Source organism: Halomonas sp. BM-2019, from assembly GCF_017584085.1.
The window spans coordinates 3,789,830-3,802,005 of sequence record NZ_CP071922.1; the positions used below are offsets into that span (position 1 = coordinate 3,789,830).

10 protein-coding genes and 1 pseudogene are annotated in these 12,176 nt (G+C 67.3%); 7 read left to right on the top strand and 4 right to left on the bottom strand.

The window, feature by feature from the left end; all coding sequences use genetic code 11:
* Positions 1–325 (top strand): FAD-dependent oxidoreductase (locus tag J5F18_RS18760; RefSeq protein WP_346300037.1); only part of this gene is annotated, 325 nt, incomplete at its 5' end.
* On the opposite strand, the gene J5F18_RS18765 is transcribed toward J5F18_RS18760, so the two are convergent.
* Both J5F18_RS18765 and ligA read right to left on the bottom strand, forming a co-directional pair.
* Positions 322–591: a YheU family protein gene (locus tag J5F18_RS18765; protein WP_346300038.1), complete on the bottom strand. Its 270-nt coding sequence runs from the start codon at positions 589–591 to the stop codon at positions 322–324. The two genes, J5F18_RS18760 and J5F18_RS18765, sit on opposite strands and share 4 nt — an antisense overlap.
* On the bottom strand, positions 588–2,669 hold the full coding sequence (gene ligA / locus J5F18_RS18770) for an NAD-dependent DNA ligase LigA (RefSeq protein WP_346300039.1): 2,082 nt from the start codon (positions 2,667–2,669) through the stop codon (positions 588–590). Before ligA ends, J5F18_RS18765 begins: the two co-directional genes overlap by 4 nt.
* A gap of 576 nt (positions 2,670–3,245) precedes the next feature.
* On the opposite strand from ligA, the gene J5F18_RS18775 reads away from it, so the two are divergent.
* Genes J5F18_RS18775 through J5F18_RS18800 form a run of 6 tightly spaced genes read left to right on the top strand, consistent with a single transcriptional unit; the run spans position 3,246 to position 9,462 of the window.
* A complete protein-coding gene (locus tag J5F18_RS18775; RefSeq protein WP_346300040.1) occupies positions 3,246–3,728 on the top strand; it encodes a YqhA family protein in 483 nt (160 codons plus the stop codon).
* Positions 3,709–4,824 carry an efflux RND transporter periplasmic adaptor subunit gene (locus J5F18_RS18780; RefSeq protein ID WP_346300041.1) on the top strand — a complete coding sequence of 372 codons (1,116 nt, stop codon included), beginning with the start codon at positions 3,709–3,711 and terminating at the stop codon, positions 4,822–4,824. Before J5F18_RS18775 ends, J5F18_RS18780 begins: the two co-directional genes overlap by 20 nt.
* 1 nt (position 4,825) lies before the next feature.
* Positions 4,826–7,903, top strand: a complete 3,078-nt coding sequence (locus J5F18_RS18785; protein WP_346300042.1) for an efflux RND transporter permease subunit — start codon at positions 4,826–4,828, stop codon at positions 7,901–7,903.
* Positions 7,904–7,913: 10 nt separating this feature from the next.
* Entirely contained in the window at positions 7,914–9,014 is a 1,101-nt protein-coding gene (locus J5F18_RS18790; protein ID WP_346300043.1) for an efflux RND transporter periplasmic adaptor subunit, read from the top strand.
* A 35-nt stretch (positions 9,015–9,049) separates the two neighbouring features.
* Positions 9,050–9,307 (top strand): hypothetical protein, encoded by a 258-nt coding sequence (locus tag J5F18_RS18795; RefSeq protein ID WP_346300044.1) that lies wholly within the window; start codon positions 9,050–9,052, stop codon positions 9,305–9,307.
* A complete protein-coding gene (locus tag J5F18_RS18800) occupies positions 9,280–9,462 on the top strand; it encodes a DUF4136 domain-containing protein (RefSeq protein ID WP_346300045.1) in 183 nt (60 codons plus the stop codon). The genes J5F18_RS18795 and J5F18_RS18800 overlap by 28 nt, the downstream gene beginning before the upstream one ends.
* A gap of 72 nt (positions 9,463–9,534) precedes the next feature.
* On the opposite strand, the gene zipA is transcribed toward J5F18_RS18800, so the two are convergent.
* Positions 9,535–11,325 carry a cell division protein ZipA gene (zipA, locus tag J5F18_RS18805; RefSeq protein WP_346300046.1) on the bottom strand — a complete coding sequence of 597 codons (1,791 nt, stop codon included), beginning with the start codon at positions 11,323–11,325 and terminating at the stop codon, positions 9,535–9,537.
* A gap of 223 nt (positions 11,326–11,548) precedes the next feature.
* Positions 11,549–12,176: pseudogene (locus J5F18_RS18810) on the bottom strand (chromosome segregation protein SMC); the annotation flags it as partial.

The window sequence follows — 12,176 nt, forward strand, 5'->3', positions numbered from 1 at the left end:
CCGCCTCACCGGGCGGGTGGGCGTAAGGGCGGCGAGCCCCGACAAGTCGCCCTACTGCGGGCCGGTGCCCGACGCCGCGGCGTACCGAGCGGCCTACGCCGCCCTGGCCAGTGACGCCAGCCGGGTGCCCGACGTTCCCGGGCGACACCATCCCGGGCTCTGGATCAGCGCCGCCCACGGCTCCCGGGGCCTGGCCAGCGCGCCGCTCTGCGCGGAGCTTCTGGCCTCACGGATCTGCGACGAGCCGCTGCCGCTGGAACAGCCGCTGGTGGACCACCTGCATCCGGGACGAAGAATCATCCGCGACCTGGTGAGGGGAAACTAACCCTCCTCGTCATCGGCCAGGTCGCGGCCGAAGGCCCGCCACTGGGCCAGGGTCATCACCTCGGTGCTCTCGGTCTGCAGGTCATGGGCGATGATCAGCTCGCCGCGCTCGAGCTGGCGCCTGAGCTCCCCCACCCAGCCGCGCATCCCCTCGCCGGTATCGGTGGTGTCGTAGCCCTGGCGGGTGACGAAGGCCTCCAGCAGGGCGTCCAGGGTCTCGGCAGGCAGCATCCGCCAGGGCACCTCGATAAAGCGGCCGTCAGTCATGGCGCTGCCTCCCCGTCCGCTTCGCCGCCGTCACCGCTCTCCCAGGCGGCCAGCCGCGCGAGGAAGGCCGCCTCGTCGAGCACCGTCACGCCGAGCTGCATCGCCTTCTCCAGCTTGCTGCCGGCGGCCTCGCCGGCCACCAGGCCGGCGGTCTTCTTCGACACGCTGCCGGCCACCTTGGCCCCCAGGGCCTGGAGGCGCGCCTTGCCCTGGTCGCGGGTCATGCTCTCGAGCGTCCCGGTAAGCACCCAGGTCTGCCCGTCCAGGGGCCGGGGACGCTCGGCGAGGCTCTCCTCCTCCTCCCAGCCCAGGCCGCAGGCGAGCAGGTCGGCGATGGTCTCGCGGTTGTGGGGCTGGCGGAAGAAGGTGTGCACGTGGGCCGCCACGATGGGCCCCACCTCCTCCACGGCCTCCAGCGCCTCGCGATCGGCGACCATCAGCGCCTCCAGGTTGCCGAAGTGGCGGGCCAGGTTGGCCGCCGTGGCCTCGCCCACCTCGCGGATCCCCAGGGCATAGATGAAACGCGCCAAGGTGGTGGCCTTGGCCTTCTCCAGGGCCGCCACCAGGTTCTCCGAGGACTTCTGCCCCATGCGCGGCAGCTCCGCCAGGCGCTCGGCCTCCAGCCGGAAGAGGTCCGCCGGGGTGGTGACCCAGTCGCGCTCCACCAGCGCCTCGATCAGCTTCTCGCCCAGGCCGTCGATATCCAGGGCCCGGCGCGAGGCGAAGTGCTTGAGCGCCTCCTTGCGCTGGGCGGCGCAGTAGAGCCCGCCGGCGCAGCGCGCCACCGCCTCGCCCGGGAGGCGCTCGATCTGGGCGTCGCACACCGGGCAGCGCTCCGGGAAGATGATCGGCCGGGCATCCGCGGGGCGCTCGGCCTCGACCACCCGCACCACCTGGGGGATGACGTCGCCGGCGCGGCGGATGGCCACGGTGTCGCCGATCATCACGCCGAGCCGGGCGATCTCGTCGGCATTGTGCAGGGTGGCGTTGGAGACGGTGACCCCGGCCACCGAGACTGGCTCGAGGCGCGCCACCGGGGTGATGGCGCCGGTGCGCCCCACCTGGAACTCCACGTCGTTGAGCCGGGTGGTCTGTTCCTGGGCGGGGAACTTGAAGGCGATGGCCCAGCGCGGCGCCCGGGCCACGAAGCCCAGCTCGCGCTGCAGGCGCAGGTCGTCCACCTTGATCACCACGCCGTCGATATCGTAGCCGAGGGCATCGCGTCGCTCGCCGAGACGCCGGCAGTAGTCGATCAGTCCGGCTGCGCCCGTCACTACGTTCAGTTCGCGGCTGATGCGAAAGCCCCACTCCTTTAGCCGTTTCATCTGGGCACTGTGGGTTGGCAACACACTGTCATCTATCCGTGCCATGTCGATGCGTGCCACCTGGTAGGCGCTGAACTCCAGCGGCCGGGTGGCGGTGATGCCGGGGTCGAGCTGGCGCAGGCTGCCGGCGGCGGCGTTGCGCGGATTGGCGAAGACCTTGCCACCCTCCTCACGGGCCCGGGCGTTGAGCGCCTCGAAGCCGGCATGGCTCATGACCACCTCGCCGCGCACCTCCAGCAGCTCGGGGGGAGGCTCGCCGCGCAGCCGCAGCGGGATGGAGCGCAGGGTACGCAGGTTGGAGGTGATGCCCTCGCCGGTACGGCCGTCGCCGCGGGTGGCGCCGCTGACCAGCACGCCGCTCTCGTAGACCAGCGACACCGCCGCCCCATCGAGCTTGGGCTCGCAGCAGAAGGCGAGCGATTCGCCAGCCACCTCCAGGCGCTCGCCGACCCGCTTGACGAAGGCCTCGAGCTCCGCCTCGCTGAAGGCATTGTCCAGCGACAGCATGGGCACCGCGTGTTGCACCTCGGGAAAGCCCGCATCCGGGGGCGCCCCGACCCGCTGGGTGGGCGAGTCCGGGGTCACCTGGTCGGGATACTCGGCCTCGAGCGCCTGCAGCCGGGCCAGGCGGCGGTCGTAGTCGGCGTCGGTCAGGGTCGGGTCATCGAGGACGTAGTAGCGGTAGTTGGCGTCGTCGAGTTCGGCGCGCAGCCGCGCGATCTCATCGAGGATTTGCTGGTCGGGCTGGGTCATTGCGGCAGGGGTCTCGTCCAGGGCGAAGGCCTCGAGCGTGCGCTACGAAGCCGGATTTCGTCGCCTAGCTGTGATCTCTCTGTAGGTTGTTCATCCGGAGCCTACCCGGAAAACTGGCGGTGCGAACCAAACCAAGCACCAGGAGGCCCGGATGAACACCCATAAGAATGCCCGTCTCACGCCACATGGTCGAGCCTTGCTGGTCGAGCCCTGCTGGTACGCCGAGTCCTCGAAGCATCTAGGTGCAGGTGGTAGCAACGCGCGTACCGGGACGGTTCTGTCCGCTGGCCACGGGGGCGGGGGGTGCCGGTCAACTCGCGCGGCACATGGGTGTGCCAGGCACGGAGCGGCGGGCCGCCCTGACCGCCCACACTTAATTATCCGATGTGCTCGCGGTTCCGAGGCCCCAACGGCCGAAGGATGGTACTCGGCCGCCCTCGGCCGGACAGGATCTGCCCTTGACCGCGCTGCTGGCTATCAGGTCTACTTCGCTTGAAAGTGTCGAACGATCCAAACTGTTCGAGCCACGCGCGATGTGCGCGGCTCGAAGCTGTTGGAATCGAAGAGGGCGCCATCGTGGAACGACTGCTCCGGAGTAGCGGCAGCCTTGCGTACGTGACTGTCTTGATTGCCTTGATCTCGGCCGTCGTTCTCTACACATATGCGATACTGCTGATCGGACATATTCTCTTTAGCGCCATCAAGCTGGGCCTCTACAACTGGGAGGCTGCACGGGAATCCGCCGTGGCGCTGCTGAAAGTCTGGGACCTGCTGCTGATCGCCGCGTCATTCCAGATCATGTCGACAGGGACGTACAAGTTATTTCTCAACCCGGACGCAAGACAGATCGGACCGGTTTCCATCACCAGTTTCGACGATTTGAAATACGTCCTGGTCAGCCTGGTGATCGTGGTGCTCATCATCATTTTCCTCGAGCATGCCATCAAGCTCGGGCCCGGCCGGGAATTGCTCGAGTTCGGCGCGGCAATCTCTCTGGTCATCGTCGCGGGCGGATGGATGATCCGCAAGAAGGACTCAAATGCCCGTGCGCCTTCCTGAACGGATCAACCTCGACATGCGTAGCGCGTCTCGTCTGGCTGGCTCCGTTTGGTCGGCCGGGGCCGCGATCTGCCTGGTAATGCTCGCTGCATGCAGCGGGCCGCCGGAGGCGCCGCGGGAGGCGCCGCGTATCGTGGAGTCGATCGTGCTCGGCGCGCCCGAGCGCCCGCCCATCCGGCAGTTTCCCGGTGAAGTCCGAGCGGACCAGCGAGCAGAGCTCTCGTTCCGCGTGTCCGGGCCGCTTTTGCAGTTGCCCATCCAGGAAGGCCAGCTCGTCGCCGCCGGTCAGCTGCTGGCGCGCATCGACCCGCGGGACTTCGAAACAGAGCGTCAGTGGCGCGAGGCGGAATTTCTCGAGTCACGGGCGTTGTCTGAGCGCGTCGCGCGCGCGTTCGGTTCCGGCGCGGTGACAGCAGCGGAGCGGGACCAGGTACAGGCCCGCTTTGAAGTCGCAGCTGCCGAGCTGGCCCTCGCCGAGAATACCCTGGCGGACACCGAGCTACGTGCGCCCTTCTCCGGGCGCGTGGCGCGTCGGCTGGTGGAAAACTTCCAGACCGTCCAGGCAGGCCAGCCGGTCCTCATTCTCGAAGATATCTCCCGGCTCGAGGTCCGCACCCAGCTGCCGGAGCAGGACATCGTGACACTTCCGCCGGATGTGCCCATGCTGGGAACCGTCGTCGGCCAGGTGTATTTTGAGGCGCTGCCTGGCCGGGCGTTCCCGGCCACGGTCAAGGAATTCGATACCCGCGCGGACGCGCAGACCAATACCTACCGCGTGGTGCTGAGCCTGGCCCGGCCCGACGAAGGCAACATCCTGCCGGGCATGAGTGGCAACTTCGTCCCGGGCTACGCGGTAGCCACGACGCGACGAGTACATTTTCTGCCGGTCGAGGCGATTCAGGCGACGCCGGATGGCCGCGCGTTTGTATGGCTGCTTGATTCCACGGGCCAGACGGTGCAGCAGCGGCTGGTCCTCAATGGCCAGCTGAGTGGGCAACAGATCGAAATCCTGGAGGGCCTTCAGACGGGCGACCGCGTCGTTACGCTGGGCGGCGCCTATCTGGCTGAAGGCATGACGGTTCGGACGGGACAATGAGATGAACATCGCCGAACTGTCGATCCAGAAGAAGGTCATCGTCCTGTTCATCACTTTCCTCGTCATTGGCGGTGGAATTCTCGCTTACGAGAACATGGGACGCCTCGAGGATCCGGATTTCACCATCAAGGTGGCCAAGGTCGTCACCTTTTACCCGGGCGCCAGCGCCGCGGAAGTTCAGAGTGAAGTCACCGACGTGCTGGAGACCGCTATCCAGCAGCTGCCACAGCTCTGGCGTATTACTTCGCGCTCCACGGACGGCCTGTCGATCATCACACCCGAGATCCGGCAGTCCTACACGGCCCCGCAGATGCCGCAGATCTGGGATGAGCTCAGGCGCAAGGTGGGCGATGCCCAGTCGCAACTGCCGCCGGGCGTACTTGAGTCCATCGTCAACGACGACTTTGGCGACGTGTTCGGCGTCTACATCGCGATCACCGGCGAAGGACACAGCTACGCCGCGCTGAACGACTTTGCCAACCTTCTGCGCCGCGAGCTGCTGCAGGTTCCGGGCGTCGCCAAGGTCGCGTTGAACGGTGTGCAGCAGGAGCAGATCTACCTCGAGATCTCCCGCTCGCGCATCGCCCAGCTCGGCATTCCGCTCGAACTCGTCTACCAGACGATCGGCATGCAGAATACGGTGACCGACGCCGGCCGTGCCGGCACGGGCGGCAGCCGCATCGCGGTGCGGCCGACCGGCGAGTTCGACTCGATCGAGGCGATTTCGAATGTCCTGATCCCCGATGTCACCGGCGAGGGGCGGCTGATCCGGGTACGGGACATTGCCACCGTGACGCGCGATTACGTCGACCCCCCGCATGCGCTGATGCGCTACAACGGCAGACCCGCGATCGGGCTCGGTGTTTCCACCGTGTCAGGCGGCAACGTGGTGGACATGGGCGAGCTGGTCCGCCAGCGGCTAGCGGACCTCGAGCCCCTGACGCCGCTCGGCATGAACCTGGACTTCATCTTCTTCCAAGGCGAGGTCGTCACCCAGGCCATCAACAATTTCGTGGTGAGCCTGGCCCAGGCCATCGGCATCGTCATCGTCGTCCTGCTGATTTTCATGGGCCTGCGCTCCGGACTGATCATCGGCACCGTGTTGCTGGTCACGATCCTCGCCACGCTGATCGTGATGCACGCAATGGACATCACCCTGCAGCGCATCTCGCTGGGGGCGCTGATCATTGCGCTCGGCATGCTGGTCGACAACGCCATCGTCATCACGGACGGCATCCTGGTGCGCATTTCGCGCGGCATCGACCGCATCAAAGCCGCCGCCGAGATTACGAAACAGACTGCGATGCCGCTGCTCGGCGCGACGTTCATTGCCGTGCTCGCCTTCGTGCCGATTGGCTTCTCGCCCGACAACACCGGCGAATACACGCGCTCGCTGTTCCTGGTGATGCTGATCTCCCTGCTGCTCAGCTGGATCACGGCACTGACGTTGACACCGCTGTTGTGCCACCTGTTTCTCAAGCCCGAGAAACAGACGGAGGGCGGCGAGAGCGGCTTCTACCGCGCCTACCGCAAATTCCTGGTGTTCTGCATCCGGGTGCGCTATCTGACCATCGCGGCCACGGTGGGTCTGCTGGTGCTCGCCGTCATCGGCTTCGGCATGCTGCGCGACGGTTTCTTTCCGCCGTCCACGCAACCGCAGTTCATGGTCAACTACTGGCTGCCGCAGGGCGCCGACATCCAGGCCACCTCCGAGGACATGCACAGAATCGAGGACTTCCTGCTGGCACGCGAGGGGGTGACGGCGGTGTCCAGCTTCGTCGGCTCCAGCGCCCAGCGTTTCCAACTGACCTACGGGCCGGAGGATCCCAACCGCAGCTACGGCCAGCTGATCGTCGAAGTCGACGACCGCCACCGCATCCCCGCGCTGACCATGGAAGCGTATCACTTCGTACGCGACAATCTTCCGAACGGTCAACCCGTGGTGAACCTGTTCGAGCTCGGGCCCGGCGGGGCGTTCAAGGTACGTGCGCGTTTCAGCGGCCCGGACTCCGCGGTGCTGCGCGAGCTGGCGGATCAGGCCCGCCGGATCATGCAGGACTCCGGCCTCGCCCAGATCGCCACGACGGACTGGCGGCAGCAGGTCATGGTGCTTTCGCCGCAGTTCTCCGAGGCCCAGGCGCGCCGCACCGGCATCGACCGGCCGCAGCTCGCCCGCGCCCTGCATCACGCCACCGAGGGCGTGCGGGTCGGTATCTACCGGGAAGGCGACGACCTCATTCCAATCGTCTCGCGCGCGCCGCTCGAGGAGCGCGCCGACGTGGCAAACCTCGCCGACGTGCAGATCTGGAGCCCCACGGCCCAGCAGGCCATCCCGCTGCGCCAGGTAGTCAGTGGCTTCGAGACCCGTCTGGACGACGCCATCATCATGCGTCGTGACCGGGTGCGCACCATCGAGGCGAAGGCCGACCCGTTCCCCGGAGAGCTCGCCAGCGAGCTGCTGGAGGCGGTGAAACCGAAGATCGAGGCGATCGAACTGCCAGCCGGCTACCAGCTGGCCTGGGGCGGCGAACTCGAGGATTCGACGCGCGCCCAGAGCTACATCGCGTCCGGCGTGCCTGTGCCGCTGCTACTGATGGTGGTGATCCTCGTCATGCTGTTCAACAACTTGCGCCAGCCGCTGTTGATCATGTTAACCGTGCCTTTGGCCGTGATCGGCGTCAGCGTCGGACTGCTGCTGGCCAACGAGCCGTTCGGCTTCATGGCGCTGCTGGGCTTCCTCAGCCTGTCCGGAATGCTGATCAAGAACGCCATCGTGTTGATCGACGAGATCAACACCGAGGGCCGCGAGGGCACGGCGCCGCTCGATGCGGTGCTCAACGCTGGCGTCAGCCGCATCCGGCCCGTGGCGATGGCTGCCGGCACGACGGTGCTCGGCATGCTGCCGCTGTTCAAGGATCCGTTCTTCATCGGCATGGCGGTGACCATCATCGGCGGCCTGAGCTTCGCGACGCTGCTGACGCTCATTGTCGTGCCGGTACTGCACGCCACGTTCTACCGTATCCCGGTGCGCTCCAGCGAGCCGCCCCCGACGGCCAGCTCCGTGGGTTCCGACGCATGAGGCCCTGCAGATGAAGCCCGACATCAAGTCCAACGTGACTGCTCTGGTGGCTGGCCTCGCCTTGGGCGCGCTCGGCGCTCCGTACGCCGAGGCGCAGACGCTTCCACGACCGGAGCCGGAGACGGCATGGGTCCCGCTGGTGCAGTTGCACGTGGTCGGCCAGGAGGCGGAGCTGCTGGAGATCCCGGGCAGGGTCCAGGCGGCGCAGCGCTCCGAACTGTCCTTTCAGATTGCGGGCCTGATGATCGACCTGCCCGTGGTCGCCGGGCAGCGCATCAGCAGCGGCGAGGTGCTGGGTCGGCTCGATCCGCGCGACCTGGAGAATCGCGTAGCCCTGGAAACCGCGCGCCTCAACCTCGCCCAGGCGGATTTCGAGCGTTACTCGGCGCTGTCGAGGTCGCCCGTCTCGCCCGTCAGCCCGGCCGAGGTCGATCGCCGGCGCGCAATCTACGAGATTGCGCAGGTGCGACTTGAACAGGCACGAAAAACCCTGGCCGACACGACGATGCGGTCGCCATTTGATGGCGTCATTGCGGAGCGACTGGTCGACAACCATACGCAGGTGCAGGCCAGGCAACCGGTCCTGCTGGTCGATGCGGCCGACGTCCTCGAGGTCGTCGTCGATCTGCCCGACCGGGTCATTTCCCGCGTCCGCGAGGCGCCGCGTGATCGGCCGGTTGGAGAGGCCGTATTCTCGGTGCTGCCGGAAAGTCGTTTCCCGGTGACGCTGTCCGAAGTCGAAACCCGGGCCGATCCCAGCACGCAGACTTTCCGGGTCACCATGCGCTTCGACCGGCCACGGGACATCAACGTGTTGCCCGGCATGACGGTCACCGTCTATTCGCGCCCAGAACTCTATGCGAAGGACGTCCTGAGCGTTCCGGAAACGGCCGTGTTTACCGCCGGAACCGGCCAGTCGTCGATCTGGGTCGTGGACCCTGACACCCTTCGGATCGAGCAACGCGCGGTGCGCGTCGAGATGGGCGGCGATGGTATGGCCATCGTGCTTGACGGATTGCAGGCGGGCGAGCAGGTCGTGGGAACGGGTGCCCGTCAGTTGCGCGCAGGCATGACGGTCCGGCCGTTCCGGGTCGGCATGCTGAGCGAATAGCCGGGAAAGGCTTCGTTTCCTGGAGATCGAGGCGCGTGATCCGCTCGCCGTCCACCCGCCGCGAAATGGAGGTGCGCGGCTTCACCTACGTCGAGGACCCCGCCGAGGCACAACTGCTGATCAACTTCCATATCGACCTGGCCGAGCGCTTCCAGGTCCGCAGCACTACCATCCACTGGCGTGGAACGTCCTTCTGGAATTACCGGCGGGGGCTCTATGCCCCTGGCGGGGTCACCGCCGCTGGCCGACCCACTCGACTGTCGATGTGGATCAGTTCACGCAAGGGACCTTGAGCGTGGATGTCAAAGACGCGTGCCGCAACATGCTGATCTGGGAGGCTGCCGCGACGAAGCGCCAGACGCAGCGCACCCTGAATGACCTCGGACCCGCTCTCGACGACGCGGTCCATGGTATGTTCCAGCAGTTCCCGGTGCCGGCGCAGCTCTAGCTTACCAAAGCGCCGACCCCCGGGGGATCTACCGGGGGTCGTGGGCTTTCCGCTGGGCGCCGGGCGCGGGCGCTAATTCACCTGATAGCGATGCAGGCGATGGCGCCGCACGAACTCCTGGACGCGCTGGCGGGCGAACTCCACGGTCTGGGCGGTCATCACGCTGTGATTCTCGTCCTTCAGCTCGCCGCCCAGGTGGCGCACGATCACCATGGCGGTCTCGACCATCGCTTCGAAGGCCACGGAGGTATCCTCGGCCCCGGGCAGCGGCATCAGCAGGGTGATGCCTGGGGTGCGGAAGTCGTCCATGGCCGCGATGGGGAAGGTGCCGGGCTTGACCACGTTGACCATGGAGAACTGCAGGCGGCTCTCCGGGTCCTCGGTCTCGAAGCGGTGGAAGACGCCCATCTCGCGATCGTAGCGCAGCCCGCAGGCCAGCATCAGGTCGAGCAGCGCCGGGCCGGAGAAGCCCTCCTCGTCGCGGGACATCACGCTGATGACGATCAACTCATCGGCGGCCGCGAGGGTCTCGCGGGCGTGCTCGGCGCTGACGTCATGGCGCAGCGCCTTCTCGAGCACCGGGTGGACGCGCACCTTGTCGCTCTGCAGCGAGGCCTCGAGGTCAAGGGTCTCGTCATACCGGCCATCGGCGTCATCGGCCCGGTAGCCAGCATCACCAGGCTCCGGTGCCGCGCGATAGGCACCCCCGCCATGCTGCCGTGCGCGGGGCGGGGCGAAGAGCGGATCGTAGTCATCGGCCTCGGCGATGGCCTGGGCCTCGAGGCGACGACGCTCGGCCTCTCGAGCCGCCTGCTCCGCTTCGGCCTGCTCGCGGGCCAGGCGCCGGCGCTCGGCCTCCAGGGCGGCCTTCTCGGCCTTCGCCTGCTCGCGGCGCGCCTTCTCGAGGCGCTTCTGCTCGCGACGCTCGGCCAGGGTCTTCTGCAGGGAGGCGCCGAAGCGCTGCATGGAGACGCCCACGCGCTTCGAGCCGCTCTTCAGGGAATCGCTCATGCCCTCGAGGTCCACCAGGCGATAGCGCTCGGCCTCCTGGTGGTAGTCATCGTGGTCCTCGGGGTCGGCCACCAGCGGCTCCTCGGCCGCGCTGGCGGGTACGCCGTCATCGTCCAGCGCCGAGAGGCTGGGCTCGCGACGCGTGGGGGGTTCTGTCTCGACGCGCGGCGCCTCATGGCGCGGGGACTCGGCTGCCGGCTTCGCCTCGGCCGGGGCATCGCTGCCCGGGGTGGGCGCAGTATCGCTGGCCGGGGCCGGGGTGGGCACGGTATCGCTGGCCGGGGTGGACGCAGGGCGAGAGGCCGCCGGGGCGACCGACTCGGCGGCGGGTGCAGACTCCGCCTCGCGACGCGTTGGCTCGGCCCGGTGTGCCTGACGGCCCGCCTGATCGGCATCGGACGGCTGACCGGGCGGCGCTACGGGCGCCGCGTCCGCCCTGGGCGGAACCTGAGGCTCCCGGGCTTCCGCACCAGGGGACGCGCTCGGTGCGACCCGGGCGCCCGCCTCCGCGCTGCCCACCGCCGGGCGCGGATCAGCCGGCGCCTGGCCGGCCTGACGACGGAAGCTCGACAGCACGCTCGACGGGCCCGGATGCTCCTGGCGCTCCAGCTTGGGCTTGGGCTGGACCTGGCTGTAGTCCGCGGGCCTGACGACTCGCGCCCCTCCATTGGGCAGCTCCCAGTTGATCTCGGCCTCACGGGCCAGCTCGTCGGGGTCGGCGGCGCGTGTCTCGTCCACAGCCTCGTCGAGGCGGGGTACACGCCGCTGGCGCTGCAGGCGACGCGCTCCATCCACCACGATGAGGGTCACCAGCGCCAACCCCAGGATGATCAGCCACTCTCTAAGTTCCATGGGTTGTTCAGCCTTTCGCTTAGGCGCCATGCCTGATGGTTATCCGTCCACAGCATAGCGCGATCGCCGAAACAGGGGCCACTTTTTTGTCTGGCAACCCCGGGGGGTTTTTCTCCCCCGAGCCGACGCAGCCCCCTGCAATCGCCCCTCGATGATCCCCGGCACCCTGCAATGAAACATTGCGTTCCTTATTGTTTCTTTTTGTGACCAGGCCTTCCCGCCCTCAGGCCTCGGCCAGGGCCGCCGCCGCCTCGACATCCACCGCCACCAGACGCGACACCCCGGGCTCCTGCATGGTCACCCCCATCAGCCGATCGCCGGCCTCCATGGCGATCTTGTTGTGGGTGATATAGATGAATTGGACGCTCTCCGACATCTCCTTCACCAGCCTGGCATAGCGCCCCACATTAGCATCATCCAGCGGCGCGTCCACCTCGTCGAGCATACAGAAGGGCGCCGGATTGAGCTGGAAGATAGCGAATACCAGCGACAGGGCGGTGAGCGCCTTTTCGCCACCGGAGAGCAGATGAATGGTGCTGTTCTTCTTGCCGGGAGGACGCGCCATGATCGCCACCCCGGTCTCCAGCAAATCCTCGCCGGTCAGGGTCAACCAGGCGGTTCCCCCGCCGAAGACCCGCGGGAAAAGCGACTGCAGGCCGGCGTTGACTCGTTCGAAGGTGTCGCGGAAACGCAACCGGGTTTCCTGGTCGATCCGCCGGATCGCCCGGTCGAGGGTCTCCAGGGCCTCGCTCAGCTCGGCGTGCTGGGCCTCCAGATAGTCGCGCCGCTCCGCCTGCTGATCATACTCCTCGATGGCCGCCAGGTTGATGGCGCCGAGGCGGCGGATGCGC